This window comes from Amycolatopsis sp. NPDC043887 (genome assembly GCF_056435665.1).
The window spans coordinates 58,380-85,372 of sequence record NZ_JBWKEB010000018.1; the positions used below are offsets into that span (position 1 = coordinate 58,380).

The window sequence follows — 26,993 nt, forward strand, 5'->3', positions numbered from 1 at the left end:
TGGTTCGATGTGGACTGACAGTGACGAATCGGCCTGATTTCGGCAGGGCCGGGTCTCGCGAGTCACCGCGAGTGATGGAGCGTTTCTGCTCTGATCCCGTGCCGTCAGGGAAGACGGCCCGTGGAGGTTGGGATGGCAGAACGCGGCACGGTAGTCAGGGATGTGGCGGCCCTGACGGTCGACAGAATCGGGAGGGTCGAGGAGACCGGGGACCGGCTGCTGCCGTTCCGGCTGGTTAACGAGCACGGCGTCGAGGAACCGGCGGTCACCGAGTTTCTCCGCCACATGCTCGCCGATGACGCGAGCCCGGCGTCTCTGCGCTCGTACGCGTATGAGCTGTTGTCCTGGTTCAGATTCCTTCGCGCGGTGGGGATCCCTTGGTTCCTGGCCAGCCGGGTGGAGGCCCGGGACTTCGCGCGGGTCAAAGCCCGGATGGACCACCGGACCCGCACCCAACTGCCGCTGCTCCCAGCGTTGGTGCGGGCCGTCGACCGGCAGCGCAAGGACGCCGAGGAACGCATCAACATCGCAAAAGCGATCCCTGCTGGTGGCCGGTTCACCGCATGCGGCCAGCAGTTCGAGCGCGGTCACGTCGGCGAGTCCGGCCGCGTCTATGTCCGCGAGCTGGCCACCGGCAAGCGCCGCGACCTCAGCCACGAGGAGTCGGCCGCGTTCTGGTCATGGGCGACCGTGGAAGTGCTGCGGCACACCGGGATCCGCATCGAGGAGATGCTGGAGTTGACCCACCACAGCTTCATCGCCTACACGCTGCCCACCACCGGCGAGGTCGTGCCAATGCTGCAGGTCGCCCCCTCGAAAACCGACTCCGAAAGACTGCTGCTGGTGTCCCCGGAACTCGCGGAGGTCTTGACCGCAATCATCTTCCGGGTCCGCGCCGGCAACGCTGCACTGCCACTGGTGTCCGCCTACGACGTGTTCGAACAGACTTGGAGCCCGCCGATGCCGTTCCTATTCCAGCGGCGGTTCGGCACCGAGGACCGGCCGCTGACTCGCAGCTATATCCGCGAGTGCCTCGTCGCCACCTCGCAAGCCGCGCAGATCACCGCGGCCGGCCAGTCCCTGGAGTGGCGGCCCCACGACTTCCGGAGGATCTTCGTCACCGACGCCATCCGCTCCGGCCTGTCGCCGCACGTCGCCGCCAAGCTCTGCGGTCACTCCACAGTGGACACGACGATGCGCTACGCCGCCATCTACCCCGAGGACGTGATCGCCCACCACCGGGCGTTCATCGCCCGCCGCCGCGCCCAACGTCCCAGCGAAGAATACCGCGACCTCACCGCCGCCGAGTGGGCCGAGTTCCTCGCCCACTTCGAGTTGCGGAAAGTCGCATTGGGAACCTGTGGCCGTGACTATGGATCCCCTTGTGCGCATGAAAACGCCTGTGTCAGATGCCCACTCCTCCGGGTTGACCCAGCCCAATTGCCGCGGCTGGAGGAGATCCACGCCAACCTCGTCGACCGTCTGGACGAGGCGAAAGAGCAGGGCTGGCTGGGCGAGGTCGCCGCGATCGAAACCACCATGGCCGCCGCAGCCCAGAAACTCGAGGCCATGCGCGCCGCACGCAGCACGACCGTCCACCTCGGCATGCCCGACATCCCGTCCACTGCTGGACGGTCGAGCATGGGCTGATCGCCTCAGCGGTGTCCCCGAGCGACACGCCCGGGGGACACCGCCCCCGAATCGGCGGCTATCGTGCAGTCGTGACAGGCTCCGGAGCACGGCCGCTGCTGTTCCTTGACGTCGACGGGCCGCTCACCCGTTCGGCGCTCCGTCAGGGCAGTACCCGACATATCCCTCCGACGACGACTCACCCGCCGCCAGCTCGAACCCACTCCTAGCCAGGGTCGATCCCGGGCATGGGCCCCGCCTGGCCACGTTGCCCTGCGATCTGGTCTGGGCCACAACATGGGCCGCCGAAGCGAACGAGTGCCTATCGCCGCGACTGGGCCTTCCGCAGTTGCCGGTGGTCGACTGGCCGGAGCCTTCCGAGTACGAGGAGCAGGACGGGCGAGATGGACTGCACTGGAAGACCCGCGCGCTCGTCGACTGGGCCGCAGGACTCCCATTCGCCTGGGTCGACGACGAGATCACCGACGCCGACCGGAAGTGGGTGCGCACACACCATCGGGCACCTGCTCTACTGCACCGCGTCGACCCCCAGCATGGCCTCGTCGACGCCGACTACACCGCTCTTGCCGAGTGGCTGAAGAGGCTGACATGCATAGCCGCCGACATGGGTGTTCAGTACTGATGGCCAGGGCTGAGGGGCATACTGGTGAAGTGGATGGTTCGGACACGCCGAAGGCCGAGTGGGTCGTCAACCTTCCCAGCGGACCGCCGGAGAAGGAGGCCCTCGCACGCCTCGTCGACGCCGATGGCGGCCGGGACGATGCCGAGAACTCCTACTACGAGGCTTTCGCTGACCCGGACTTCGTTCGAGTCGAGACCACCCAGCGCCGCTTCCGCGGCCAGTACCTCCGACGACTGCGACGCCTGGCAGCGCGGCATGACCACTGACACCTCACTGATTGATCGACACGCCCGGCAGTAACGCATCGCGAAGATTCCTTCGTGACAGAGGGTCACAGTGACGGTTCGGATACCACCAAACCCACTTCAAGATCATTTCGGTTAAGCGTGTATCCGATGCCCGGTCCTGCGCGTCGACCCTCGCCAAAGAGCCCGGCTGGTCGAGATCGCGAACAACCTCCGAGACCGGATCAGCGAAGCCGAGCTCAACGGATGGCGAGGAGAGATCGACGGCCTCACTGTCAGCCTCAAGGCCGCGCACGCGAAGCTAGCCGCCCTCGACCGCCACACCGCGAACCGCGCCGCCCCCGTGAGCATCGGCATGCCTATTGTCAGACCGAGCTAGGCAACACCGGCCACGGCGAACCTCACCTGGCCGCAAGCCCCCTGAGCACACCCCCGCGCGGTTACTGCCTGCTCCTTCGGCTGATCAGGAACGGGGAGACGATCTTTGTCTCACCTCGGCCCTCCCGATCTCGCCCCTCGACGCCAGCGCGACACCGTCATTTGACACCTAAAAGCTTCGCTTTAAACGGAGAACTGCTACGTTTGCGCTGCTTTTTAGCAAGTGTTAGCTTGGTATTGTGACCGAAGCGGATGATGTTGCACAGCGGACCAGATGGGCGATGTCGCGAGTGGCGGGCCGGTTGCGCGCGCAGAGTGGCGCCGAGCGGCCTCTGACCCGGTTGGCCGCCTCGGTGCTGGCGAATCTGCGACACAGTGGCCCGCTCACCGTCACCACGCTGGCGCGGATCGAGGGTGTGCAGCCGCAGTCGCTGACCCGGGTTCTGAACCAGCTGGCCGGCGAGGAGCGGATCAGGCGAATACCGGACGAGGACGATCGCCGGGCTCAGCGTGCCCTGATCACCGAGGCCGGGCTCGCCGCGCTCGAGGACCATGTCCGGGCCGGAAACGCCTGGTTGGCCCAGGCCTTGGCCGGCACGTTGTCCGACGCCGAGCTCGCTGTGGTCGGGATCGCCGCGGACCTGTTGCTGCGCGCGGCCAGCTTTCAGGGCGATCCGGACGGCGAGCCCGCTCTCGGCGCGGCGCCGCCGTTGTGAGCGGGAGCGCGGTCCGCGAGCGGGGGCGGCTGCGGCTGCTGGGGGTACTTGGGGGTTTGTCCGCGGCGGCGCCGCTGGCCACCGACATGTACATCCCCGGTTTGCCCGCGCTCGCCGCTTCCCTCGGCACGTCGCCGAGCCAGGCCCAGGCGTCGCTCGCCGGGTTTCTTGCCGGCGTGGTGCTCGGCCAACTGCTGTTCGGGCCGCTGTCAGATCGCCTCGGGCGACGCCGGGTTCTCCTCGGCGGCGGCACCGGGTTCACGCTGTGTTCGGTGGCGTGCGCGCTCGCCCCGAGTATGGAGATCCTCATCGCCGGGCGGGTGCTTCAGGGTGTCACGGGTGCGGCTGGGCTGGTCGTGGCACGCGCGGTGGTCACCGACACCCATGATGACCGCGGGTCGGCGCGAGGTTTCGCGACGCTAGGGGCGATCAGTTCCGCCGCGCCGATCCTGGCGCCGCTGCTGGGCGGGGCGATCCTGACGCTCGGCTCCTGGCGGGAGGTTTTCGTTGTCCTGGCAGCGCTCGGCGCGTTGCTGGTCGCGGGTGTCGCTGCCTGGGTTCCGGAATCCCTGCCCCTGCAGCGTCGCAGCCGTGGCGGGCTGGCGGTGACGCTGGGCCGGATCGCGGGTCTGGTTCGCCGGGTTGCGTTGACGCGCCTGGTCCTGGGCCTGGCGTTCGGCAACGCGGCCGTGTTCGCCTACATCGCCGGCACGTCGTTCGTGTTCACCGGGATCTTCGGCATGTCGGCGCCCCTCACCAGCGTCGTCTATGGGGTGAACGCGCTCGGCAATCTGCTGGGATCGGTGGCGTCCGGGCGGATCGCCGACCGTGCCGGTCTGCGTGTGCCACTCGTCGGCGGTTCGGCGGTAGCGGGCACGGCGACGGTGATCCTGCTGCTGACAGCCGCTGGAGGTCTGGCCGGTGTCGTGGTGACGTGGGCGTGCCTGTTCGTCGCGATCACGGCGTTCGGCGTGTTCTTCCCCGCCGTGATCACCGCGGCACAAAACCTCGGCCGGGACGCGCCCGGGGCGACGTCGGGGCTGCTGGGTAGCAGCCAATTCCTTATCGGCGCCGCCGCCCCCCCGATCGTTGGAGCGTTCGGCGAGTCGAGCGTTCTGCCGATGGCCGCCACCATGACCGTATGCTTGACGATCGCGGTCATCGCCGTCTGTACACGGACCGCCGAGAAGACCACCGGCTGCTAAGGATCCGGGGGGTACCGGCTCCTTGTTCACAGCGGCCGCCCGCTCGGTGGCCGGCGCTGCCACCTCCATCACAGCCGGTCGGCTACCGGATAGCGCCGTCTCGTTGTGACGGCAGGGTGTAGGCGAGCGCGGCCACAATGACCATGAGTGCCGCGATCACCACGAACGCGCGACTGTAGGCGGCGGAAAGCGCTTCGGTGCCGGCGGTGTGACTGCCCGCGACGGTGACCAGGACGGCCAGGCCGAGCGCACCGCCGACCTGTTTGGTGGTGTTCATCAGCCCTGAGGCGGCACCGGCGTCCGCCGTGTCGATCCCGGAGGTCACGATGGTGGTGATCGGCGTGTTGAGCAAGCCGCCGCCGATCGAGAACACGACCGCCGGGCCGAGGATCCCGGCCAGGTAGCCACTGTCCGGTGTCAGCAGGCTCTGCCACACGAATCCGGCGGCGGCGAGGACAGCGCCGATCGCGATCAGGGTCCGGCTGTCGACGCGCCGCATCAGCCACGGGGTGACACGGGCGGCGACCAGGATGGTGACCACGGTGTGCGGCAGGAACCCGAGGCCGGTCAGCAGCGGGCTGTAGTGCAGGACGTTCTGCATCGACAGGGTCAGGAAGAACCACATCGGGTTGAGACAAGCCCCGGCCAGCAGCATCACCACGTTCCCGAGACTGATCGCCCGTCCCCGGAACAGGCGCAACGGAATGACCGGGACCGCGGCGAAGCGCGCCTCGACCACGACGAATCCCGCCAACGCCGCGACCCCTGCCAGCAAGCTCACCACCGTCACCGCCGCGTCCCAGCCCGCGTCATGGGACTGCGTGATGCCGTAGGTCAGCGCGGTCAGCCCCAGTGTCGCCAGGACCGCGCCCGCCAGGTCGAGCCGTGGGCGCGTCGCCGGACGGCCGCCACCGGAGAGATACCGCAGGGCGAGCATGATGGCTCCGGCGCCGATCGGGACGTTGATCAGCAGGATCGATCGCCAGGAGAGGTACTCGGTGAGCACCCCACCGATGAGGTTTCCCGCGGTACCGCCGGCAACTCCCACCGCGGTCCACATCGCCAGTGCACGAGTACGACCAGAGCCTTCGGGGAAAGTGGCGGTGAGCACCGTCAGCGTGGCCGGTGCCAGGACGGCCGCACCCACGCCCTGCACCGCACGAGCGGCGATCAGCAACCCCGCGGTATCCGCCAGACCACCCGCCAGACTCGCACCGGAGAACAACGCGAGCCCGGCGAGGAAAACCCGCCTGCGACCGTAGAGGTCCGCCAGCCGCCCGCCGAGCAGCAGTAGCCCGGCGAACGTCAGCGCGTAGGCGTTGACCACCCACTGCTGATCCGCGTCGTCGAAACCGAGCGATCGCTGGATCGACGGCAGGGCAACGTTCACCACCGAGATGTCGAGCACGACCATGAACTGCGCCGCACACGCCAGCGCCAGCACCACCCGCGGCCCAGCGGTCCTCGCCGCCGGGCCACTGGCTTCGAGGTCACGAAAACCCACCACGCCTCCCGGCCGCATTGTGATACATGCGTATCATATACGCTTGTATCATAGCTCCTGCGCGAAGGAGGCCGCCTGATGCCGAGGACCGTCGACCATGAGGAACGGCGCGCTCAGATCGCCGAGGCGCTGGTCCGGGTCGCCGCGCGAGAAGGGCTGCACGCGGTCACGATGCGCGCAGTGGCCGCCGAATCAGGAGTGTCACTGAGGCTCGTTCAGTACTACTTCGACACCAAAGAGCAGCTGCTGCTGGGTGCGTTGAGGCATCTCGAACGACGGAGCCGTCAGCGGTGGGCAGCGCGTCTCGCCGGATTACCGGATCCGGTGCCCCCGCGGGACTTCGTCGAGGCGTTCCTCGCCGAGGCACTGCCGTCGGACGAGGAAAGCCGGGTCTTCCATCTGGTCGGCGCCTCGTACGCGGTGCTGGCGATGACCGATTCCCAGCTGAGCGCCGAACCGTTCGCGTCCAGTGTGGACGACATCCACCGGCAGCTCGCTAATGCGCTGCGTCGCGCACAGGCCGACGGGCAGCTGGCGCCGGGCGTGGACGTATCGCTGGAGGCGGCTCGCCTGGTGACGCTCAGCCATGGCCTGGGCACCAGTGTCCTGATCGGACAACAGGATGTGGACGGCGCGACCGCGGTGTTGCGCTACCACGTGCACGCACTGTTTTCGGCGCACAACGGGGAAAGCGTGGCGACCCTGTCACACTCGACCGCCGCATCGAACGAGTGAGGGGCGGAGCCGTGACGGCTCCGCCCCTCACTGTCCGGCCTGTGTCAGTGGCTGCCGGAGAGTTCGCCGGAGAGCTTCCCGTGCATCCGTGCGCTGTGCTTGTTCAGCCCGACGATCTCGACGGTCTTGCCCCGTGACTCGTACTTGGTGGTGATCGCGTCGAGGGCCGCGACGGTGGAGGCGTCCCAGATGTGCGCGTCGGTGAGATCGACGACGACCTTGTCCGGATCGTTCGCGTAGTCGAACTGGTAGACCAAGTCGTTGCTGGAGGCAAAGAACAACTCGCCGGTGACGGCGTACACGACCTGGGTGCCGTCCGGATCGACCACGGCGGTCACCTCGACCAAGTGCGCCACCCTGCGCGCGAAGATCACCATCGCGGTGATCGAACCGACGACCACGCCGATCGCGAGGTTGTCGGTGGCCACCACGACGGCCACGGTGACGACCATGACGATGATCTCGCCCCACGGCATCCGCTTGAGCGTGCCCGGAGCGACACTGTGCCAGTCGAAGGTGCCGAACGCGACGAGCACCATCACCGCGACCAGCGCGGCCATCGGGATCTGCGATACCAGCGGGCCGAAGACGATGCACAACACCATGAGGAAGGTCCCGGCCAAGAACGTGGACAGGCGAGTCCTGGCGCCGGCGGTCTTCACGTTGATCATGGTCTGCCCGATCATCGCGCAGCCGCCCATGCCGCCGAAGAAGCCGGTGACGATGTTGGCGACACCCTGGCCGATCGCCTCACGGGTCTTGTTGGAGTGGGTGTCGGTGATGTCGTCGACGAGCTTCGCGGTCATCAGTGACTCCATCAGCCCCACCAGCGCGAACGCGAGCGCGTACGGCGCGAGCATGCCGAGCGTGGCGAAGGTGAACGGCACATCCGGAACACCGAGTGACGGCAGCGAGGAGGGCAGGACACCCTTGTCGCCCACGGTCGGGACCGCGATGCCCGCGGCGATCGTCAGCGCGGTCAAGGCCACAATGGACACCAGCGGTGCGGGAATCACCTTGGTCAGCTTCGGAAACAGCACCATCAGCACGAGCCCGCCCGCGAACAGCGGGTACACCGGCCACGGCACGTCGATCAGCTCAGGCACCTGCGCCAGGAAAATCAGGATCGCCAGCGCGTTGACGAACCCGACCATCACACTGCGCGGCACGAACCGCATCAACCGCGCCACGCCCAGCGAACCGAGCACGACCTGGAACAAACCACCCAGGATCACCGTGGCGATCAGATAGTTGAGTCCGTGTTCCCGCGCCAAGGGGGCGACGACGAGCGCAATGGCGCCGGTCGCGGCCGAGATCATCGCCGACCGTCCGCCCACGATCGAGATCACGACCGCCATGGTGAACGAGGCGAACAACCCGACACTCGGGTCCACGCCCGCGATGATGGAGAAGGAGATCGCCTCCGGGATCAACGCGAGCGCGACCACCAGCCCGGCGAGGATCTCGGTGCGGGCGACCTTGGGCGACAGCCACGACGGCCGCGAACCGCGCAGGCGCGTCGACACCTGGGACACAAGACTCGACACAGAAAGACAACCTGACTTTCTCGGGCGCCACATCGGGGCGCGGAACACTCTCACGCCATCACGGCGTGCTGAAAGATCCTGCGGGAGAGAGGCGCGCACCGTCAGCGGTACAGGCGTCGCCTGGTATCTGCGGGCTAACCCGGAACGATCACGGCAACCTGCTCTGCCGGCAAGGAACAGCTCCTCGGCTCGAAAGGACGGGAGTCGGGGCGTCGGTGACCCAGCGGACTGGTGAGCATGACGCCACCACCGTCGACAACTCTCACCTTACGTTAGAGAAGAGATCATCCGCCCGCGAAGGCCCCAGGCCGGAATGAGGGCGGGATCACGTTCAACCCACAACGTCGCTCCTGGCAGGTGTTTCGCCGAGCGCACCCAGTGATCGCCGACGCGGGGGGCTACCGCGACGTTTCTTCGGTGGCGTTGTGCGAGCGCAGCAGGGCGGCGAACTCCTCGGCGATGGCCAGCTTCGCGCGCAGCTCCACGCAGGCCTTCTCGGCGGTCTCACCGAATTCCGCGAGACGAGCCGCCGGGTCCTCGATCTCGGGACTCCCCGGGATCGGGTCGAGAATGGCCAGCAAGTCGCGCATCTCCTCCAGCTGGAATCCCAGCGGCTTCATCCGCTTGATCAGTTCCAGCCGGTCCACGTCCGGGTCGGTGTAGAGCCGGAAACCGCCCTGACTGCGGGCACTGGGGACCACCAGGCCGACTTCCTCGTAATAGCGGATCGTCCGCAACGACAGCCCGGTGCGCTCGGCCACCTCGCCGATCTGCATCTGCTCACCCACACCGGTTTCCTTTCACCTGCCGCCCACCGCGCCGGATGCTCGATCCGCCGTCGGCGGCGCCGCCGACCACACTCTCACGTAACAGTACTGTCGCCTTCTCGCCGGGCTCCGCCGCAGACGACCTTGGCGATAGGTCGATCACAACCCTGCGGCGGTTCTTCCAGGAAGGCGCGTCCCTCGCTCAATCGTCGGACGGACCGGAGGGCGCCGTTGTGGTGACCGGCGGATGAACATCTTCTCCGCATGCCCGCGGCCGGGGGCATCAGCGTGCTGTTGACCGCGCATTTCGACGGCGTGGGCGACGATCCTGGGCAGCGGCTTCCCGCGGCCGCGGACAACGCCTCCGGTGTCGCCGTCGTCCTGGAAGCGGCCCGTGTGCTGGCGCCGCTGCTGCCCGCCGCCGCCGGATTGGCGGTGACGTTCCTGGACGCCGAGGAAGCCGGCGCCCAGGGTTCGGCGCATCACGCGCCTGATGTCCGCGCCGGCACCGTGGTGATCAATGTCGACGGCGCCGCCCAGCTCGGCGAGGCCGCCGCGGTCGAGGCGGGCGGGCCCGCGCACGACCTGCTCGCGGCGCTCGACCACGCGGGCAGGGAAACCGGGGTGCCGCTGTGTGCGGGGACAATGGCCTCGGACAACCGCCGCTACGCCGCCGCCGGGCTCGCCGCCATCGGCATCGGCATGGGGATACCCGGGTATCAGACCCCGGCCGAGACCGCGGACCGTGTAGAGACCGACACGCTCGTCGCGGCGACCCGCCTCGTGCTCTCGACCGTGCGGAGGCTAGCGAGCGGCGCCTAGGTAGGCCGTGATGTCGGCAATGGCGGCGCGGGCGGTCATGCCGACGCCGATGAGCGTGGCCGAGGCCGGTCCGGTCCAGTCTCCGTAGCCGAGCAGGTGCAGGCCGGGCTCGGCGACCGCGCGAGTATCGGCGGTGGGGATCCGGCCCCGCGTGGTGCGCAGCCGCAACGGGGAGAGATGCCCCAGGGCGGGGCGGAAGCCGGTGCACCAGATGATCGCGTCCGCGTGTTGCCGGGTTCCGTCCGTCCACACAGGACCGTCAGTGTCCAGGCGTGCGAACATCGCGCTCGGCCGTAGGAGCCCGGCGTCGCGGGCTTCGCGGACGGGCGGGACGGCGACGATGTCGCCCAGTCCGGCGACTCCGGCGGTGTCGGGCTGCCCGGTCTCCAAGGCCTGGCGGCGCCGAGTGGCGACGTCGAAGAGGGCCTTGCCGTCGATGTGGTCGGGCAGGTAGCGCGGTGGGCGGCGGGTGACCCAGGTCAGGTTCGCCGTGCCCGCGAGGTCGGCGGCGATCTGGGCGCCGGAGTTGCCGCCGCCGACCACCACGACGTCCTGGCCCGCGAACTCCTCCGGACCGCGATAATCCACCGTATGCAGCTGACGACCGGTGAACCCGCCCGGCATCAGCGGAAGGAAGGGACGCCACCAGGTTCCGGTGGCGCTGATGACCGCCTCGGCGCTCCACTCCCCCGTATCGGTGCTCACCGTGAATCGGGTGCGGTCGCGGGACACGGCGGTCACCGCCTCCGCACGGCGGATCGGGAGTTCGTAGCGTTTCTCGTACGCGGCGAGGTACTCGACAACGTGCTCGGCTGTCGGATACCCCGGTCCCGGATAGGGCGGCATCGGCCAGCCCGGCAACGAGCTGTGCCGCGCCGGGGAGAACAGGCGCAGCGAGTCCCAGCCGTGGATCCAGGCGCCGCCCGGCTCGGGCTGGGCATCGAGGATGACGAAGTCCAGGCCGGCGCGGCGCAGGTAGTAGCCCGCGGCAAGACCGGCCTGGCCCCCGCCGATGACCACTACCTGCGCGGCTCCGGTCACTCCGCGGGCGCTTTCGTCGTCCAGCGCTTACGCAGCCAGAGACTCACGTAGACCAACGCGACCAGGACCGGGACTTCGATCAGCGGGCCCACGACCCCGGCGAGAGCCTGCCCCGACGTCACGCCGAAGACGCCGATGGCGACAGCGATCGCGAGTTCGAAGTTGTTGCCCGCGGCGGTGAACGCCAGTGTCGTGGTGCGCTCGTACGACAGCCCCGAAGCCTTGCCCAGCAGGTAGCCGCCGATCCACATGATCGCGAAGTAGACCAGCAGCGGCAGCGCGATCCGGGCGACGTCGAGCGGTCGGGAGGTGATGTTGTCGCCCTGCAGGGCGAACAGGATCACGATGGTGAACAGCAGCCCGTAGAGCGCGATCGGGCCGATCTTGGGCAGGAACTTCCCCTCGTACCAGTCGCGTCCCTTGCTCCGTTCCCCGATGCGGCGCGAGAGATAGCCGGCGGCGAGCGGGATGCCGAGGAAGATGATGACGCTGAGCGCGATCTCCCACGGCGAGAAGTCGATGCTCGTGGTGTCCAAGCCCAGCCAGCCGGGGAGCAGGTCGAGGTAGAACCAGCCGAGCACGCCGAACATGATCACCTGGAACACGGAGTTCAGCGCGACCAGCACCGCCGCGGCCTCGCGGTCACCGCACGCGAGGTCGTTCCAGATGATCACCATCGCGATACAGCGGGCGAGACCGACGATGATCAGCCCGGTCCGGTACTCCGGCAGATCCGGCAGCATCAGCCACGCCAGCGCGAACATCAGCGCCGGGCCCAGGATCCAGTTGAGGACCAAGGAAAGCACCATCGTGCGCTTGTCCTTGGTCACGGTATCGAGCCGGTCGTAGCGGACCTTCGCCAGCACTGGGTACATCATCAGCAGCAGCCCGAGCGCGATTGGCAAGGAGACCTGCCCGATCTTCACCGCATCCAGCACGCCTTGCAGGCCGGGGATGATGCTGCCCAGGAGGAGCCCGGCGCCCATCGCGACGATGATCCAGACGGGAAGGAACCGGTCCAGAAAGGACAGTTTGTGCAGGACGTCGGTGTCGGCCGGGGTACCGGCCTTGTCGGCGGTGTGAGTCACGGGCTGGTCTCCAGAAGTGCGGAAGTCGGAAAGTGAGGGTCAGGCATCGAGGATTTCGGCGACCAGGCCGCGGATCCGCCGGTCGATCTCATCCCGGATCGGGCGCACAGCCTCCACGCCCTGACCCGCCGGGTCCTCCAGCGGCCAGTCGAGGTACCGCTTGCCGGGGAACACCGGGCACGTGTCACCGCACCCCATGGTGATCACCACATCGGACGCTTCGACGTCCTCAGTGGACAGCTTGCTCGGCACCTCGGCCGTGATGTCCAATCCCCACTCCGCGAGCGCCGCGGCGGCGGCCGGGTTCACCTTCTCCGCGGGCTCCGAACCCGCGGACCGGACGGCGATGCGGCCGAGCGAGTAGTGCTGCAACAGCGCGGCGGCCATCTGCGACCGGCCCGCGTTGTGGACACAGACGAACAGCACTTCAGGCGTGCGGGTCATGCCCGTTTCCTTTCTCTGGAGAGGTCAGTCGGTGAGTTCGTCGAGCAGGCGCCGGACGCGGCGGCCGATGTCGTCCCGGATCCCGCGGACCACGGTCAAGGGCTGGCCCATCGGGTCGGGCACGTCCCAGTCGAGATACCGCTTGCCCGGATAGACCGGGCACGCGTCCCCACAGCCCATCGTGACCACGACGTCGGCCGCGCGGACCACCTCGTCGGTCAACGGCTTCGGATAGGCGCCCGCGAGCTGGATGTCCAGCTCCGCCAGCGCCTCGGTGATGACCGGCGGAATCACGCCCGCGGGCTGCGATCCAGCGGAACGGACCATCACATGCCCGAAGGCATGGTGGTTGAGCAGCGCCGCCGCCAGCTGGGAACGACCGACGTTGTGCACGCACACGAACAGCACCTGCGGCGCGGTCACCAAGGTGAGCCCATCAACCTTGGCGAGGTCGACCAGACGCTGACGGGCGAAACGGGCGGTCAGCGTCGGAAGATGAACCTTGACCGTCGCCGAGCGATCCAGCAGCCCGAAGGTCTCCTCCACAAACCGCTCAACCGTCGCACGGCCGAACGTGCCATGGAACTTGTCGGTGAGTTCGTCGGTGATCCGGTCGAGCTGGTCCAGCACCTCACGGCCAGGCAGGCCCTCGGTGGCATAGGTCATGACATCTCCCTCGGAGACACGGCTAGCTGGATCGAAGTCTGCCGATGCAATTGAAGAGCTTGGATCGAGCTTTGTCAATTCAGCGGGTATGGTGAGCTTCGAGGGACGTCAGGAGTGAAGGAGGGCCCGTGGCGAGCGAGACCGGCCGTACCCGCAAACCGATCGCGGTGACCCTGCTCATGGCCGAACCCGCCGCTGTCGTCGACCCCGGCGACGCAGAAGCCGCCGCGAAGCTGTTCAAAGCGTTGTCGGACCCCGTCCGGATCCGCCTGCTCTCGCTCGTGCGGTACTCGCCGGGCGGCGAAGCGTGCTTCTGCGACCTGGCCGAAGAGTTCGACATGCCCCAGCCCTCACTCAGTCATCACCTGCGTGTGCTGGTCTCCGCCGGCATCCTCGAACGGGAACGCCGCGGAACCTGGAGCTGGTACACCGTCGTCCCTGAACCGCTGGGAACCCTGGAAACCCTGCTCCGCTCAGGCGGCCCGCTCGCCGACCGGCCCGCCCGCCTCACCGACGCGGAACGTGACACGAGGTGCTGAACGCTCGCATGGCGGCGATCCTGCAGTGATGACTCCAGAAGCTGGTCACCACCACTTCGTCCAGCGCGCCTCGGCGGGGACCACTTTCGCTTCGATCTGATGCGTGCACGGATGCGGACTCGCTGGCCCGACCGCTCCGACCCGGGCCCAGAAACCGACGGCGACCGGATCCCGCCCGATCGGGAGCATCGTCCAGTCATATCGGGCTCCTCGGTCCAGGGCGGCGTTCACCAGCACACGTCCCGCGCCGCGACGACGGTGTTTCTCCTCGACCTCGACGTGCACGAAGATCGCCCGCCTATCGACCGGGCATGACGACAGGCGAACTTCACCGAAAACCGTGTGCCCTAAACGAAGCTGGATGACTCCGGTGCCCGGCCGCAACAGGTGGGGGCACGACGACCAACCTCAACCCGTACTCGTCCACACCGGTTTCCATGACCTGCCGCTCGACAGCGGTGTCGACCACCGCCCAGACGCCGCCATCACCTGCAAGAGCGTGGCAGGCCTCGCACAACCACTCCGGCGCCCGATAGTCCTGCGACCAACCCTGCCGTACCCCGCCGACCGCCAGGTCGTGACCCCACGGGCACCGCTTCGGGGCGCCCGCCCCTGGCCGGATCGGCACCTCCAGCGTCCGCCACTCCCGGTTCGCCCCGGTCACCCGGAAATCACGCGACTTCGACACCAGACCCTGCAGATCCAACGGCCGCACCTGATCCGCGACCACGGTGCACGTTCCCTCGGTCACCTGAGCGATTCCGCGGATCAGCAACGCGTTGCTCGCCAGCAACACCCTCCTACTCCGGTGAAAGAGGCGCTGGGTCACGACGATGTTGAGCATGCCGGTTTCGTCTTCGAGATTGAGGAAGGTGATGCCGCCGGCGCCGACCCCCAAGGACGTCGAGGGCGAGATCTTAGACGGTCGCGCCATCGGAAGCAGGTAGAGGTGACAAGGACTTCCCAGATCCGTTTCATGCGGACGCTCGACCGGACGAGGGCATCGGAGGCTCATGATTCGGTGCTGCACTACCAGCAGGGGCCCCGCCGACGGGTCGTCGGCGGGGCCCCTGCTGGTAGTGCGTCCGGCTAGGCGGTCACGACGGTCAGCTGCGGGCGGGTCGCCGTGCTCCTGGACGTCTCCGTCTCGCACGTCTCGCACGCGTGCCCGCACGATCGCGACGGTGCCGCGCCGGGCCGGACCGCTGCTTCCGGGCCGGCCTTCAGCAGGGCCCACCGCGGCAGCCAGATCGTCTCGACCTCGCGTTCGTCGATCCCACACGCACGCAGGAAGAACTCGACGGACTCCCATCTGGGCAACGCCGTCCCCGTGAACATCCGGCTCAGCGTCGCGTTCGAGACCTCAGTGACCTTCCGGCCGTTCATCGCGAGGTCCTTGCCGCGCTTCCTGATCGTCGCCAGCGATGGATCGCCGGCGTACACCTTGATCGTGCCGAGGTCGCGGAGGAACTGCACGACCTCGCCGACGTCCGGCGTGAACTTGCGGTCTGACATGGTGATCTCCCTGGTACGACTGAAAAATGGGTAGCCGCGCCGTGAGGTGAGCACGTCCGTCTGGACGCTCTCACCTCACGGCATTCGCTCGGACTTACGGCCGGCAGATGGCCGGGACGAACCCGTCACCGTCTCCGCCGCCGAGCCCTCGGCGAACAACTTCTGCAGCCACCAGGGCTACCGCGCCTGCAAAGCCGACAGCGGTACCCAGGTCGTGCCCGAAGGCCATCGCTTCCGCGAGGAAGAGCAGCATCGTCGCGAGTACCAGGACGACACCGATGATGCGAATGTTCATGGAAGATCACCTCCTCCCATTCAAACCAGTCCGTGGTGCGGATTTTTCGGCGAGACCATCGGCCACCCGTCAAAGCAACCGACTCGCCACCCCAAGTAATACATGAATCGCTCCGAGCCCGGCAATCGGAGCCAACCCAACTCTTAGCCGGATATCAGGATGAGCGGAAATTGGAACGTTCTGAGACGCCATGAAAAGGGCGGCCGGTTATTCATCGACAACCACATGTCACTTTCAGTGATAATCGAGCGAAATCCGGAGCAGGCGCTCAGGCTCTCATCACGTTAGCAACCGGAAAGTAGCCCTCCAAATTCGAGTCAGGCCGAAAAATAGATAGCCTAAATTTGGATCAATTCTGATCCAATAAAGTGGCGGCTCGCATAGTAAGACCGCATCAAAATGTCATGACCGTGACGACGGTTGCGAACGTTCTATATTCAGAGCCATGGCCGTCACCTCGTTACGAGGTTCGCGCGGGGAAAACGATTGCCCCTGAAAGGGGAAAGCCCCCTGCGCTGACGAGACGCGGAGGCTTTCCTGATCCCCGAGCAAACTCAACCGCACCACGGATTGGATTTGAACGGGAGACTATGGAGTTCTATCAGCGCAGGTCAGAGACTCCTGCGGAGGTCGGGGTTACCTATTCCCACGGTACGTCCGGAAGGTGGCAGCCGCAACAGACTTCGCAACGATACTTCCGTTATGAACCCTCGACCGGGCATGTCATCGCAGGTGCTGCAGCCGGCCCCAGCGCTGTCCGCGGCCGCCGCCAGTCACCTGCGGATGCCGACGCAGACATCGCAGCGAGAGGCGATGCGGGTCGCGCGCTGCAGGCTCCCGGCATCGGTGTGGACCTCCGCACCATGCCAGCCGTCCCAGCACGCGCGGCATGCGGCCGGACCCAATCGCCGCGTGCCGCTCCCCGGTTCGGCCGATTCCCCAGGTGACCGGGTCGGCTCGCACGCCTATTGAGTCCCGTCGTCGGCCGGGAGCGACGGCTGATGCCGTCGCAGTGAACGGATCGTGAGCAGACAGGCTCGTGCGCTTCGACGCGGCTGGCTGACTCGCCAACCGAAGGAGTGAACTCGAGTCCGGTGTCCTCGCATTCCTCGATGACTGGGGGGCACGTCGCCAACGGTGGCACAACCACCACGTTGCGGGGCTGCGAGGCCAACGATCCGTGGCGGCGTTGTCCACCCCAGAGCCGATGTGCTCCGTCGAGTTCAGCCGCTGGTCTGGCTCCGATTCCCGCGACCGTGACAACGCTGTTTGAGAGATTGGAGAGCAGCAGGCTTGCGCGTAATTCCTGACCCACGGGCGACGGCCGCTCCACCAGCGCGGTCCGGAAGAGGTCCAGCGGACCGACGGTGATCACCCCATCGTCGATGACAACGATTCCGCTGGTTCCGCCTCCAAACTGAGGCTGGGAATCGCGCGCAACCAAATCCGTATGCGAACCTGTCACCCCGAGCGTCCCACCGTGGCCCGAAGGCCTGGCTCGTCGTTGTCCAGCCAGTGAACGGCACGGTGGGTTCTGCACGGCGATCCGTTCGTACTTCTCGATCCCGGACACCGACCGGCCGGACCGTCTGCCCGGCTCGGCGCCGGGGATGACCATCAGGTGCTCGTCGTGGCGGCGTATGCGGGCGGCTCGGCGGTTGCAATGGACCAGTGTGGCGAGCTGATCGGCATGTTCTGCGTCGCGCTCCAGCCGTAGGATCAGCTGAAGCCACTGCTGCGTGTGACTCTTGCCGCGACCGGAGAGGCTGACGAACATGTGCAGCGGCGGCAGCGGCGAAGCGTACGACCGTTGCGCGGAGTCGCCGAACGGGGTACGGCCATGGTGTATGCCGAGATCCTGGTTCTCCGCGGCAGCAACCAAGCTTCGCCTGCCCGTTCGGCCTGTCCCTACGATCCCGAGTGCGTACCGGTCTCCGAAAATGAAAGAGAGGGCGTCAAGCCACGCTGGCTTGGTCAGCGGATTCCGCTCTCGATACGAGGGATCCACCAGCCTGGCAATCCCCGATGCCATCCCACCACCGGTTGGCTCGGGGCAGAAGTAGTGAGAGTTCCCTGCCCAGCATCCGCACGAGAGGCCGGCATCCTGCCGCCGCAGTGGCCGCGTCGGCCGAGAGCCCAGGCCGGCGCCGCGGAGAGCGGAATCCCTGACGATCCGTGCGGACGGTTGCCCTGGAGCAGGGCGCGGCGAGCAGCGGTCCGCCCAGGGCAGGCGATTCGGGCCGAAATCCTGCCCCAGCACGACCGCCGCAAGCGACAAGGCAGACGAGAGCACGAAGTCCATGCCCATGCTCATCAATGCCCGAGTGCCATCGGCTTCGCGCAACGCGACTTCATCTTCAAAAGCCTTCCGGAGCGTGCGGCTCGGAACGACCTCTGTGGACGGTCCGAAATGGACATGCGTCGACAGAACCGAAACCCAAGCGAGGAGCTGACCGATCGGCGCCGCAGGAGCCATCATTCCCACGAAGAGGAAGCCCCCCGTACCACCTGCGGATTTCATGGCAACCGCAGGCGCCGGCTGTGGAACCCATCCGAGGTGATTCCCGAAGATGCTCGCCACGGTTTCCCGCCCTCCTCAAGCACTGCACAGCAGGCCGCGAGCCATGCTGTTGATTGCTGGTGCGTCGCCGATACTCCGGGAGCGGCGGTACCACTCGCAACCTCTACCGGCCGGTATTCCAACCTGAATGGTGCTGAAACGATTTGCAACGCAGGCGGTCCCTCCGGAAAAGCCCGCTCCTGGCAGAATCTGGGTCACCGGCACACCGCCCCCAGAACGCTACGCCGCCACACCACGAGGGCCAAGCCACAAGGGAGCCCGAGAGCGCAACCTGGCGCCGGTTCATCGGCAAGCAAGGCCGACGGCGGCAAGGCGTGATCCACGCTGCATCACCGAGTCGCCACGGATACAGCTCGGGAAGAGCCGGTAGTAGCCGTGCAAACCTGGTCGCCATCCGCCACCCGAGAACCGGCACACCGCGCCGCGGCGCTCACGATCGTCGAGATGCTGACCCTCGCGGCGCTACGCACTCCCCGCGACCGCCGATGAGCAACCTTCGGCCATCACCCGAGCACCACCACCCCGGCGCCATCCGCCCGTTGGCGTGATCATGTCACCACGGTCGACAGGGGCGAGGAACGGCACACCGGAGCAAACGGAGACGAAACGGAGCCCAACCGCGATTAACGCCTAGGAGAAATTGCTGCCGAAGGACCAACATCCCCGCAGGTCGGCAACGATGTTGACGTGGTGGGCCGGGTCGGGCTCGAACCGACGGCCAAGGGATTATGAGTCCCCTGCTCTAACCAACTGAGCTACCGGCCCCAACGGTGCCCTGACACCTCCGCGGGAGCCGTCCCAGCCCGAACAGCGGGTTTGCGAACGCACAGAAGTCCCAGTTCGCTTCAAATTATCACAGCACTCACCTGCCACGATCGCCTAGGCCGATCAGCTGGTTTCCGGCGCCGGGCGAAGCCGGCTCGTCTAGGTTTCAGGGACCAGCGCCGGGCGGCACGCCGCCCGGGCCCATCGGGCAGGGAGGCGCTCGTGGCGAATCCGGTCGCCATCGGGCTCGGTGTCGTGGCCGTCCTCGGCGTAGTGATGTTACTGAGGGCGAGCATCCGGATACTGCGGCGAGCCGGTCTCCGCGTCGACGCGATCCTCTCCGATGAGCTGGACGACCAGCCGCCGCCGAGGTAGTCGATTACCGGTCCTCTTTGGACGGTCAGCCGCCCGCCGGCGGGAACAACCTCGACGTGGCCGGCTGCGAAATCGGCGCGCCATAGGCCGCGAAGCTGAACCAGATCGCCCCGCCGGTCTTCGGCGTGGTCTGGGTGAACATCGCCCGCACCTGGAACGTGGTCGCCGTGTACGAACCCTGCATCGTGTTCAGCATGTACGCGTTGAACTGTCCCGGCGTGTTCGCCGAGACGACCACCACCGCCGGGACCGCGCCCAGCGCGTGCCGCACGGTGCACATCCCGGCTCCGTCGGTCACGCACGACGTCTCCGCGGCCTGCACGCTCGGTGACGGCGACGGGCCGACGGCGCCGGAAGTCCCGGCGAACACGGTGCCTCCGGCCGCGGCGACGGCCAGCCCCGCCACGGCGAGCGCGGCCTTTTCCCTGGTCCTCGTGTTCGTCCTCCCTCACTGGGGGCCGGACGGCCCGACAGCTTGGGTCGGCGGCCATGCCGCGATCGTTACGCCACGCCGAGCCGCCGCAGCGCAGGTCGCCACCGGTTCCCGCCGGTGGCCAGCCCCAGCACCACCCGGCCCGCGCAGTACTTGCTCACCGACTGCTCCCGGATCCGCAGTTTCGCCAGCGCCTCGGTGACGCTGTTGCGCTCGGCCGCCGACTTCACCTCCAGCAGCACCAGATCACCCCCGGCGGCGAGGCTCCGTGAACCCGAACGCCAGACCAGCGACGTGTCGCAGGTGATCCGCGCGTCGGCGGCGACGAGGGTGGTCCGCCGGTAGTCGGTGATCAGCGCGGGAGTCAGCGGCCGGGGCGCCGGGCGGCCGTAAGCGGCGGTGAGGGCGTCGTCGAGGAACGCCAGCGCGGGCGCGGTCAGGCCGTGCGCCGCCTCGGCCGGGTGCGGACGGCGGACCTTGACCGTCTCGTCGCGCTTCCCGCTGACCTTGAGCTCGCAGTAGGTGTCGGCCGAGTCGGTGTAGGTCCGGGTGCGGATCTTGAACCGGCGCCGCCTGTCCTGCCGGTGCGCCCGGTAGATCGCGAGGTCCGGGGTGTCGAAATACGTCGACGAGTAGCCGAACACGCGTTGCCCGTCGATCTCGAGGCAGCGCAGCGAAAGAACTTCGGTGACGGCCAGGAAGTCGTTGAGCGGCAGGACGTACTTGCGGTCCGTCCGGCTCATCAGCCCGCTCGTGGCGACGACTTCGGCCAGCGACAGCGACGGAAGCCCTTTCGCCACCGCCGCGACGGTGGCCGTTGCGCGTCCGCTCACCGCTGCCCCGCCGGGGCGCCGTGGACGACGACGGAGGCGTCCGGGCGGAACCGGACGTCGACGACGGTCACCTCACGAACATAGTCCACTTCGGACACACTGCGCCGCACGACCGTTCCGCCGAGCCGCGCCCGCAGTTCCATCAGCATCGTCTGTTCGTCGGGGTACACGGCGTCGAGCACGACCGTGCGCCGCTGCGGGCCGCGCGTGCGCGACGGGTGGTCCGCGACGTACATGACGGCGAGCAGCAGGACGTTGAAGACCGCGACGATCCGCCAGTCCGCGGACGGCAATCCGTTCACCAGCCCCAGCACCAGCGCGACGAAGTAGTACGCAACCTCCTGCTGACCGATCGAATCGGACCGCAGCCGGATGATCGACAGCACGCCGAACAGGCCGAGTCCGAGCGCGCTCGCGGTCGACACGGAGAGCAGCACGGCGACCGAAACGCAGACGCCGACGTTCAGCGCGAGATAAGCGCAGGCAAGATCACCGCGGTGGTGGCGACGGGCGTAGATGCCGTACGCGAGTATGACGGCGACGACGAGGTCGACAGCGAGATGAAGCAGTGTCGTGGTCATGAAAACCACTGTGGCGGAGGAAGAAGAGACCGCTGTGAGAGCCGGATGAGAACCGTCTCATCCGGACTCACCGAGCCGATATCCCATGCCTCGCAAGGTTTCGATCCGCTCGGCTCCGATCTTCCCGCGCAGGTAACGGATGTAGACGTCCACCATGTTCGATCCGGGGTCGAAGTCGAAACCCCAGACCCCGCCGAGCAACTGTTCCCGGACAGTACCTGGCCACGATTCCGCAGCAACGTCTCCAGCAGCGCGAACTCGCGGGCGGTGAGGTCCTTCTCCTCCCCCGCCACCGAAACCTTCCGCGTGCGCAGGTCGAGCGAGAGCTCCCCGGCGCGCAGCACCGTCGGCTCGGCTTCGGGATTTCCCCGTAGCCGCAGGCGGATCCGGGCCAGCAGTTCTTCGAAGGCGAACGGTTTGGCCAGATAGTCGTCGGCGCCGCCGGACAGCCCGGCCACGCGGTCGACGACGCTGTCCCGCGCGGTCAGGATGATCACCGGCACCGTCCGGCCCGCCGCCCGCAGGGCCCGCAGCAGACCCGAACCATCGAGGTCCGGGAGCCCGAGGTCGAGGACGACCAGGCCGTGCGTGCCGGTCAGCGCCTCGGAGCCGGTCTTGACCCAGCGGGTCGCGAAACCCTGCGCCCGCAGGCCCTTCTCCACGAACGCGCCGATCCGGGCGGAATCCTCCACCACGAGCACACTGGTCACCGGTCCGCACCTTCCGCGACGGGGATCTCCATGGTGAACCGCGCGCCTTCGCCGGGCACGGTGTCGAGCAGGACACGGCCACCGTGCGCTTCGGCGATCGCGGCGACGATCGCCAGGCCGAGCCCGGCGCCGTCGTCGCCGTTCGAGTTGCTGCCGCGTTTGAACCGTTCGAAGATCCGGCTTCTCGAATCCGGCGGGACCCTCTCGCCGGTGTCGCGGACCCAAAGGCGCGCCGTCGTCGCGGTCACCTCGGAACCGAGGGCGATCTCCTGGCCGGGAGAGGTGTGCCGGACGGCGTTGGAGACCAGTTGCAGCAACGCCTGCGCGAGCCGCTGGCCGTCCGCACGGACCTTCACCTCGGCGACCGCGTCGAGCCGCCAGACGCGGTCGGCCAGCGGACGGGATTTGGCGAGGGTCTCCACCGTGAGATCGGCGAGGTCGGTCTCACCGGGCGTGAGGAAGTCGGGGCTGCCGGACTTCGCGAGGACGAGCAGGTCCTCCATGATCCGTTGCATACGCCCGAGTTCGTCGAGGACCAGATGCCGCGTGGCGGCGTTCTCCTCGGGATCTTCACCCATCAGTTCGATATGGCCGCGGACGATGGTGATCGGCGTGCGCAGTTCGTGCCCGGCGTCGTCGATGAACTCGCGCTGCCCGGCGAAGGCGCTTTCGAGCCGGTCCAGCATCGTGTTGAAGGTGCGCCCGAGCGCGGCGACGTCGTCCGAGCCGCGGACCTCGATCCGGCGCGACAGATCGGTCTCGCCGATCTGCTCGGCGGCCAGCCGGACCTCCCGCACCGGTGCGAGGATGCGGCCGGTGACCAGCCAGCCGATCAGCCCGGCCAGCACGAGCGCGGCCCCGGACATCGCGGCCATCACGCCGACGACGTCGTTGATCTCGCCGGCGGCGTGGTCGACGAACTCGACGATCACCAGCGCGCCGCGGCCCGGCGTGCCCTCGATGGTCACCGGGACGACGCCGTACCGCGCGGATCCGACCGCGGTGGTGACCGTGCCGTACGCCGGGCTCGTCGCCCGGGACAGTTCCGCGACGAACTTCGGGTCGGTGTCGAGCCGGACCGGCGGCTCGATCGCGCTCCGCCTCGACGCGACGCCGTCGCTGATCGAGAAGAACGTCTCGTACTTCTCGGGCAGGTTCCGTTCCAGGTGACGGCCGAGGACCGCCTCGACGGTGGCGGGCTCCCCGGCCGGACGGGCGTCGGGCGACGCCAGGAAGGCCCTGAGCTTGCCGGTCTCGTGCGCGATCTCGTTGTCGAGGCGCTGGTCGAGCTGGTTGTGCAGGACGGTGCGGGTGGCCAGCAGCGATCCGGCCCGCGCGAGCAGCACGACCAGCAGGACCCACGCGAGGATCCGGGCGCGGGCGCTCATCGGCCCGGCTCAGTCGTCGAGGTCGAAATGGTCGTCACCGGCCTGGTCATCGCCATCATCGAGGTCGTCGTCGTGTCCGGCCAGCCGGGGCGGGACGACAGCGGGCGGAGCACCCGCTTCACCCGGCCCGGTGACGGCCTGCCCTGCCGGGGCGACGACCGCCGGGCCGAGGTCGGGTGGCGAGGCCGCGGTGGCCGCGATGACGGCGAACGTGCCGGTGGCCGCCACCACGACGGCGGCGACCCCGGCCAGGACGATCATTCGGACTCGCATACCACCAGGCTGCCCGGCGCGGGTGAGTCACCGATGAGGGCTCGATGAGAACTTTCTCATCGGCGGGCTCACCGGTGCGCGTGCGGATACTCCGGCGAGCGGTGCTGGAAGGCCAGGATGTCGGGATTCCGGATCGTGCCTTCCCTGATCTCGATCGCCCGGTCGAGCGTCGGGTCGGCGGCCCACGCGGAGCGCCCCGCCAGCACCCGCTCCAGATGCGGCAGCAGGGCACCGCTGATCTCCCAGGTCGCCGAGTCCCAGAGGTAGGACGGGCTGTGGTCGACGGCGTAGTAGGTGACGCCGCGGACCTGGAAGGTCGGCTCCGTGAACGTCGTCGGCTTGGCCCAGCCGAAACCCATAGCCTCGTCACAGGAAACGTCGACGATGAGGCTCCCGTGCCGGAATGCGGCGAGGTCTTCCTCCACGAGGAACGTCAACGGCGCCTTAGGGTCCTGCAGTACACAGTTGACGACGACGTCGTGCCCGGCGAGGAACTCCGCCAGCGGCACGCGGCCGTCCTCCGTGATCGCGTGACTGCGGCGGAGGTCCGCCGGGCCCTTCAGATCGTGGTCGAGATGCACGATGTTCGCCGAGTGGATCGGCGACCCGACCGCGGTGACGCCGCGATGGGTGAGGACGTGCACGTCGTGGATCCCGTGCGCGTTCAACGCCGTCACCGAACCGCGCGCCGTCGCGCCGAAGCCGATCACGACCGCTCGGAGACGACGGCCGTAGTCGCCCGTCGAGCCGATCAGCTGAAGCGCGTGCAGCACCGAGCAATAGCCCGCCAATTCGTTGTTCTTGTGGAAGACGTGCAGGCCGAAAGAACCGTCACGGCGCCAATGGTTCATCGCTTCGAAGGCGATGAGGGTCAGCTTCCGGTCGATGGCCAGCTGCGTGAGCTTGTCGTCCTGGACGCAGTGCGGCCAGCCCCACAGGATCTGCCCCGGCCGTAGATCGGCCAGATCGTCGGCGAGGGGTTTGGCCAGGAGGATGACGTCGCAGTCCGCGATCAGTCGTTCACGGGAACGCGTCCCCCCGACCAGGGGCGCGAGGTCCTCGTCCGGAATGCCGAAGCGTTCACCGTAGCCGTTTTCGAGAAAAATCGACTTTCGGAGACCAGGGTCGATCCGCTCGAGATGTCGCGGATGGATCGGAAGCCGCCACTCGTTTTCTTTTCGCGAGTGACAAATTACGCCGAGAGTGAGTTGGTCCACTTGGGGCCCCTTAAATAGACCTTCAGTCTAAACGCAGGGGCGTGGCGTAGACTCAGGGTATCCGAGAGCATCTCGTGCGCAGGCGTTCGAGTCCGCGTCGTCCTCGGCCTCATCCGGCCGCTCGGCCCGGGACGGAGCACCGCCATGACGACGGTCTCGCACAGGAACACCGTTGCCCCTCCGAAACATGTCGCCCGCCTGCGCCTGAAGCCCAAAGCGTCCGCGACCGGTCACGTCGACGGCGCGTGGTGGCCCGCCTCCCGTGACCTCGCCGCGGAACTGCCGTTCCTCCTGGTGGTACTGGCCGCCCAGCTGGAACACGTCGAGCGGGTGACCTACAACCTCACGGCCTGGCCGTCCACTCCCCGGCGGCTCGTCGTCGAGAGCGGAAAGGTCCGGCTCGAAGGGTTCCGCTCGCAACACCCCGGCACCGTGACGGTGATCGGCACCGCGGGCAGGCGGCGGCTGACCCTGCTGATCGTCCCGCCGGAGACCGAGCCGGACCTCGCGCACCGCCTGCTGATGACCGCGGCGCACCGGGACAGCGTCGACGAAATCGAGACGCTGCTCACCGGCCCCATGGCGTAAGGTCCCCGTGAATCCAAGGGGGAATCAGTGCGTCTTCGTTCCGTGTCCTGTGCTGTCTTGATCTTGTTCGTCGCCGGATGCGGAAGCACGCAGAAAACCGGCCATGTCTCTGTGCCGAGCACCGCGGCGTCGAGTCCGGCGACCACGGCGGCTCCCACCGGGACCGAGCAGGCCATCCCGCGCACCCGGATCTCGCTACCGGTTCCGGAGGGCATGCACGTGGGGCCGAGCCTGCCCGGCCTCGGCCGGTCGAACTCCGGGACCTCCATCGTGGTCGTGGAGCAGCCCACGAGCGGCAAACCGGCCCGCGAAGCGATGACCGAGATAGCGGCCGGCTTCACCAGCGAACAGGCCCGGCAGAAGGGGCTCGATCTGGAGAAACCGGTCGAGACCACGATCGCCGGGTTCCCGGCCTACCTGACCAGCGGTGTCCAGCGGGCCTCGATGGGCACCTTCGCCAAGGTCAACGCGCTCCTCGCCGCCGGGGACGTGCTGGTGATCATCACCGGCACCCTCGAACCGGGAGATCCGCTGACCGTCGACGACTTCAAGAAGGCCATCACCGGCGCCCGCTGGAGCACCGAAACCGCGCCGGGAAGCATCGGCTTCGACCTGACCCCCGCTGCGGGCTACCAGCGGAAGGAATCCACCGCGAGCCTCAGCTTCACCCGTGGCGCGCAAGGCGGCCCCAAACTCATCGCCTCACCGTCGATGGGCGATCCGCGACTGCCCGAGGACAAGCGTGGCTACGCGGTCGACAGGTTCGGGAAGATGCCGTCGGCGCCGTCCGCCGACACAGTGACCGAGGTGACGATCGCGGGGATGCCCGGTTTCGAGATCGTCGGCCACGACAGCAAGGGCAAGACCACCTACGCCGTCATGACGTTCACCGAAACCGGGTACATCCTCGTCGGCGGCGATTTCGACCCGGCCGAGGACGGCGACCAGCTTCCCGCCTTCAAGCAGATGACGCGGTCGCTGGTACTCAAGTAGTGAGGAGTAAGGCAAAGGTAGCGTTGTGCAGACTCCGTGATGAAGACACACTTCGCTGATTCAAGGGAAGACGGAAGGTCTTCGTGCCGGGGTTCCGGATCGACCACGGGAGCCGTGCCTTGAGTGTCCACAAGGGACACTTTTGTGCGGCAAAATGCCAGATTGGTGCTCGTATGCACGGTTTGGCGCGGGGGTCGTGAGTGGCAATGAGGGTTATCAAGGAGAAAGTCAAACGTGTCGTGTTCGCAAGAAGGACTGGTGGTGGACTGAAGGCTCCCTTCGCCTTGTCTGATGCGATGAAAGGAGCCTTCAGTTCCGGTCGGACAGGGGGTCGTGGGGGGGGGTTTTGGGTTTTCCCCCCCAAACCCCCCCCCCCCCCCCCCCCCCCCCCCCGCCCCCACCCCCCCCCCCAACCTCCCTTTCCCCTCCAACGGCCTTTTTTGCGCTCCCACACCCCATTCCCCCCCCCCCCCTTTT

At 67.6% G+C, this 26,993-nt stretch carries 28 protein-coding genes, 1 tRNA gene and 1 pseudogene; 11 read left to right on the forward strand and 19 right to left on the reverse strand.

Features of this window, described 5'->3' with window-relative positions:
* Nucleotides 1–132: 132 nt before the first annotated feature.
* The 5 genes from AC069H_RS35690 (at nucleotide 133) to AC069H_RS35710 (ending at nucleotide 4,816) form a co-directional block, all read left to right on the forward strand.
* On the forward strand, nucleotides 133–1,650 hold the full coding sequence (locus AC069H_RS35690; protein WP_478235271.1) for a tyrosine-type recombinase/integrase: 1,518 nt from the start codon (nucleotides 133–135) through the stop codon (nucleotides 1,648–1,650).
* Nucleotides 1,651–1,984: 334 nt separating this feature from the next.
* Entirely contained in the window at nucleotides 1,985–2,272 is a 288-nt protein-coding gene (locus tag AC069H_RS35695) for a hypothetical protein (protein ID WP_478235272.1), read from the forward strand.
* A gap of 29 nt (nucleotides 2,273–2,301) precedes the next feature.
* Nucleotides 2,302–2,538 (forward strand): hypothetical protein, encoded by a 237-nt coding sequence (locus tag AC069H_RS35700; protein WP_478235273.1) that lies wholly within the window; start codon nucleotides 2,302–2,304, stop codon nucleotides 2,536–2,538.
* A gap of 596 nt (nucleotides 2,539–3,134) precedes the next feature.
* A complete protein-coding gene (locus tag AC069H_RS35705) occupies nucleotides 3,135–3,611 on the forward strand; it encodes a MarR family transcriptional regulator (RefSeq protein WP_478227402.1) in 477 nt (158 codons plus the stop codon).
* Nucleotides 3,608–4,816, forward strand: a complete 1,209-nt coding sequence (locus AC069H_RS35710; protein ID WP_478235274.1) for a multidrug effflux MFS transporter — start codon at nucleotides 3,608–3,610, stop codon at nucleotides 4,814–4,816. The genes AC069H_RS35705 and AC069H_RS35710 overlap by 4 nt, the downstream gene beginning before the upstream one ends.
* 82 nt (nucleotides 4,817–4,898) lie before the next feature.
* Here AC069H_RS35710 and AC069H_RS35715 read toward each other — a convergent pair whose 3' ends face one another.
* A complete protein-coding gene (locus tag AC069H_RS35715) occupies nucleotides 4,899–6,320 on the reverse strand; it encodes an MFS transporter (RefSeq protein WP_478235275.1) in 1,422 nt (473 codons plus the stop codon).
* Between the two features lie 78 nt (nucleotides 6,321–6,398).
* On the opposite strand from AC069H_RS35715, the gene AC069H_RS35720 reads away from it, so the two are divergent.
* Entirely contained in the window at nucleotides 6,399–7,055 is a 657-nt protein-coding gene (locus tag AC069H_RS35720) for a TetR/AcrR family transcriptional regulator (protein ID WP_478227405.1), read from the forward strand.
* A 44-nt stretch (nucleotides 7,056–7,099) separates the two neighbouring features.
* Here AC069H_RS35720 and AC069H_RS35725 read toward each other — a convergent pair whose 3' ends face one another.
* Entirely contained in the window at nucleotides 7,100–8,635 is a 1,536-nt protein-coding gene (locus AC069H_RS35725; RefSeq protein ID WP_478235276.1) for a SulP family inorganic anion transporter, read from the reverse strand.
* A gap of 365 nt (nucleotides 8,636–9,000) precedes the next feature.
* Nucleotides 9,001–9,390 (reverse strand): MerR family transcriptional regulator, encoded by a 390-nt coding sequence (locus AC069H_RS35730; protein WP_478235277.1) that lies wholly within the window; start codon nucleotides 9,388–9,390, stop codon nucleotides 9,001–9,003.
* Nucleotides 9,391–9,633: 243 nt separating this feature from the next.
* Between AC069H_RS35730 and AC069H_RS35735 the strand changes: the two genes are divergently transcribed.
* The gene (locus AC069H_RS35735) at nucleotides 9,634–10,191 is read left to right on the forward strand and encodes a M28 family peptidase (RefSeq protein ID WP_478235278.1); all 558 of its coding nucleotides are present in this window, start codon (nucleotides 9,634–9,636) and stop codon (nucleotides 10,189–10,191) included.
* On the opposite strand, the gene AC069H_RS35740 is transcribed toward AC069H_RS35735, so the two are convergent.
* From AC069H_RS35740 to AC069H_RS35755, 4 genes are read right to left on the reverse strand one after another with little or no spacing between them, the layout of a single operon-like run.
* Nucleotides 10,174–11,232, reverse strand: a complete 1,059-nt coding sequence (locus tag AC069H_RS35740) for an ArsO family NAD(P)H-dependent flavin-containing monooxygenase (RefSeq protein WP_478235279.1) — start codon at nucleotides 11,230–11,232, stop codon at nucleotides 10,174–10,176. The genes AC069H_RS35735 and AC069H_RS35740 overlap by 18 nt on opposite strands.
* A complete protein-coding gene (gene arsB / locus AC069H_RS35745; RefSeq protein WP_478235280.1) occupies nucleotides 11,229–12,320 on the reverse strand; it encodes an ACR3 family arsenite efflux transporter in 1,092 nt (363 codons plus the stop codon). Before arsB ends, AC069H_RS35740 begins: the two co-directional genes overlap by 4 nt.
* Before the next feature lie 39 nt (nucleotides 12,321–12,359).
* Entirely contained in the window at nucleotides 12,360–12,764 is a 405-nt protein-coding gene (locus AC069H_RS35750) for an arsenate reductase ArsC (protein ID WP_478235281.1), read from the reverse strand.
* A gap of 24 nt (nucleotides 12,765–12,788) precedes the next feature.
* Complete coding sequence (locus AC069H_RS35755; RefSeq protein ID WP_478235282.1) at nucleotides 12,789–13,430, reverse strand: arsenate reductase ArsC; 642 nt, start codon at nucleotides 13,428–13,430, stop codon at nucleotides 12,789–12,791.
* A 128-nt stretch (nucleotides 13,431–13,558) separates the two neighbouring features.
* On the opposite strand from AC069H_RS35755, the gene AC069H_RS35760 reads away from it, so the two are divergent.
* A complete protein-coding gene (locus AC069H_RS35760) occupies nucleotides 13,559–13,969 on the forward strand; it encodes an ArsR/SmtB family transcription factor (RefSeq protein ID WP_478227412.1) in 411 nt (136 codons plus the stop codon).
* A gap of 45 nt (nucleotides 13,970–14,014) precedes the next feature.
* Here the strand turns inward: AC069H_RS35760 and AC069H_RS35765 are convergent, their stop codons facing one another.
* The 5 genes from AC069H_RS35765 to AC069H_RS35785 all read right to left on the reverse strand — a co-directional run bounded on the left by AC069H_RS35765 (nucleotide 14,015) and on the right by AC069H_RS35785 (nucleotide 19,125).
* Nucleotides 14,015–14,353, reverse strand: a complete 339-nt coding sequence (locus AC069H_RS35765; RefSeq protein WP_478235283.1) for a GNAT family N-acetyltransferase — start codon at nucleotides 14,351–14,353, stop codon at nucleotides 14,015–14,017.
* Nucleotides 14,298–14,903: a hypothetical protein gene (locus tag AC069H_RS35770; protein ID WP_478235284.1), complete on the reverse strand. Its 606-nt coding sequence runs from the start codon at nucleotides 14,901–14,903 to the stop codon at nucleotides 14,298–14,300. Before AC069H_RS35770 ends, AC069H_RS35765 begins: the two co-directional genes overlap by 56 nt.
* A gap of 155 nt (nucleotides 14,904–15,058) precedes the next feature.
* Nucleotides 15,059–15,484: a hypothetical protein gene (locus AC069H_RS35775; RefSeq protein ID WP_478227415.1), complete on the reverse strand. Its 426-nt coding sequence runs from the start codon at nucleotides 15,482–15,484 to the stop codon at nucleotides 15,059–15,061.
* Between the two features lie 94 nt (nucleotides 15,485–15,578).
* Nucleotides 15,579–15,779 carry a hypothetical protein gene (locus AC069H_RS35780; RefSeq protein ID WP_478227416.1) on the reverse strand — a complete coding sequence of 67 codons (201 nt, stop codon included), beginning with the start codon at nucleotides 15,777–15,779 and terminating at the stop codon, nucleotides 15,579–15,581.
* A 3,269-nt stretch (nucleotides 15,780–19,048) separates the two neighbouring features.
* A tRNA-Ile gene (locus AC069H_RS35785) sits at nucleotides 19,049–19,125 on the reverse strand.
* A 222-nt stretch (nucleotides 19,126–19,347) separates the two neighbouring features.
* Between AC069H_RS35785 and AC069H_RS35790 the strand changes: the two genes are divergently transcribed.
* Entirely contained in the window at nucleotides 19,348–19,500 is a 153-nt protein-coding gene (locus AC069H_RS35790; protein ID WP_478235285.1) for a hypothetical protein, read from the forward strand.
* A 25-nt stretch (nucleotides 19,501–19,525) separates the two neighbouring features.
* On the opposite strand, the gene AC069H_RS35795 is transcribed toward AC069H_RS35790, so the two are convergent.
* The 7 genes and pseudogenes from AC069H_RS35795 to AC069H_RS35825 all read right to left on the reverse strand — a co-directional run bounded on the left by AC069H_RS35795 (nucleotide 19,526) and on the right by AC069H_RS35825 (nucleotide 24,935).
* Nucleotides 19,526–19,906: a hypothetical protein gene (locus AC069H_RS35795; RefSeq protein ID WP_478235286.1), complete on the reverse strand. Its 381-nt coding sequence runs from the start codon at nucleotides 19,904–19,906 to the stop codon at nucleotides 19,526–19,528.
* A gap of 95 nt (nucleotides 19,907–20,001) precedes the next feature.
* Nucleotides 20,002–20,766, reverse strand: coding sequence for a polyphosphate polymerase domain-containing protein (locus tag AC069H_RS35800; protein WP_478235287.1), 765 nt, complete (start codon nucleotides 20,764–20,766; stop codon nucleotides 20,002–20,004).
* Nucleotides 20,763–21,347, reverse strand: coding sequence for a DUF4956 domain-containing protein (locus AC069H_RS35805; protein WP_478235288.1), 585 nt, complete (start codon nucleotides 21,345–21,347; stop codon nucleotides 20,763–20,765). Before AC069H_RS35805 ends, AC069H_RS35800 begins: the two co-directional genes overlap by 4 nt.
* 57 nt (nucleotides 21,348–21,404) lie before the next feature.
* A pseudogene (locus AC069H_RS35810) lies at nucleotides 21,405–22,057 on the reverse strand (response regulator transcription factor).
* The gene (locus AC069H_RS35815) at nucleotides 22,054–23,445 is read right to left on the reverse strand and encodes a sensor histidine kinase (protein WP_478235289.1); all 1,392 of its coding nucleotides are present in this window, start codon (nucleotides 23,443–23,445) and stop codon (nucleotides 22,054–22,056) included. Before AC069H_RS35815 ends, AC069H_RS35810 begins: the two are co-directional and overlap by 4 nt.
* A 9-nt stretch (nucleotides 23,446–23,454) precedes the next feature.
* Complete coding sequence (locus tag AC069H_RS35820) at nucleotides 23,455–23,718, reverse strand: hypothetical protein (protein ID WP_478235290.1); 264 nt, start codon at nucleotides 23,716–23,718, stop codon at nucleotides 23,455–23,457.
* A 68-nt stretch (nucleotides 23,719–23,786) separates the two neighbouring features.
* Nucleotides 23,787–24,935, reverse strand: a complete 1,149-nt coding sequence (locus AC069H_RS35825; RefSeq protein ID WP_478227424.1) for a N(5)-(carboxyethyl)ornithine synthase — start codon at nucleotides 24,933–24,935, stop codon at nucleotides 23,787–23,789.
* A 144-nt stretch (nucleotides 24,936–25,079) separates the two neighbouring features.
* Between AC069H_RS35825 and AC069H_RS35830 the strand changes: the two genes are divergently transcribed.
* Both AC069H_RS35830 and AC069H_RS35835 read left to right on the forward strand, forming a co-directional pair.
* Nucleotides 25,080–25,523 carry a DUF5994 family protein gene (locus tag AC069H_RS35830; RefSeq protein WP_478235291.1) on the forward strand — a complete coding sequence of 148 codons (444 nt, stop codon included), beginning with the start codon at nucleotides 25,080–25,082 and terminating at the stop codon, nucleotides 25,521–25,523.
* Between the two features lie 111 nt (nucleotides 25,524–25,634).
* A complete protein-coding gene (locus AC069H_RS35835; RefSeq protein WP_478235292.1) occupies nucleotides 25,635–26,516 on the forward strand; it encodes a hypothetical protein in 882 nt (293 codons plus the stop codon).
* The last annotated feature ends 477 nt before the right edge of the window (nucleotides 26,517–26,993 follow it).

Excerpts from the sequence above, each read along its gene's own strand:
- AC069H_RS35780 (WP_478227416.1), bottom strand. The coding sequence starts at position 15,779 with ATGAACATTCGCATCATCGGTGTCGTCCTGGTACTCGCGACGATGCTG.
- AC069H_RS35750 (WP_478235281.1), bottom strand. The coding sequence starts at position 12,764 with ATGACCCGCACGCCTGAAGTGCTGTTCGTCTGTGTCCACAACGCGGGC.
- AC069H_RS35720 (WP_478227405.1), top strand. The coding sequence starts at position 6,399 with ATGCCGAGGACCGTCGACCATGAGGAACGGCGCGCTCAGATCGCCGAG.
- AC069H_RS35690 (WP_478235271.1), top strand. The coding sequence starts at position 133 with ATGGCAGAACGCGGCACGGTAGTCAGGGATGTGGCGGCCCTGACGGTC.
- AC069H_RS35755 (WP_478235282.1), bottom strand. The coding sequence starts at position 13,430 with ATGACCTATGCCACCGAGGGCCTGCCTGGCCGTGAGGTGCTGGACCAG.
- AC069H_RS35830 (WP_478235291.1), top strand. The coding sequence starts at position 25,080 with ATGACGACGGTCTCGCACAGGAACACCGTTGCCCCTCCGAAACATGTC.
- AC069H_RS35815 (WP_478235289.1), bottom strand. The coding sequence starts at position 23,445 with ATGAGCGCCCGCGCCCGGATCCTCGCGTGGGTCCTGCTGGTCGTGCTG.
- AC069H_RS35820 (WP_478235290.1), bottom strand. The coding sequence starts at position 23,718 with ATGCGAGTCCGAATGATCGTCCTGGCCGGGGTCGCCGCCGTCGTGGTG.
- AC069H_RS35805 (WP_478235288.1), bottom strand. The coding sequence starts at position 21,347 with ATGACCACGACACTGCTTCATCTCGCTGTCGACCTCGTCGTCGCCGTC.
- AC069H_RS35725 (WP_478235276.1), bottom strand. The coding sequence starts at position 8,635 with ATGTGGCGCCCGAGAAAGTCAGGTTGTCTTTCTGTGTCGAGTCTTGTG.
- AC069H_RS35775 (WP_478227415.1), bottom strand. The coding sequence starts at position 15,484 with ATGTCAGACCGCAAGTTCACGCCGGACGTCGGCGAGGTCGTGCAGTTC.
- AC069H_RS35735 (WP_478235278.1), top strand. The coding sequence starts at position 9,634 with ATGCCCGCGGCCGGGGGCATCAGCGTGCTGTTGACCGCGCATTTCGAC.
- AC069H_RS35770 (WP_478235284.1), bottom strand. The coding sequence starts at position 14,903 with ATGGCGCGACCGTCTAAGATCTCGCCCTCGACGTCCTTGGGGGTCGGC.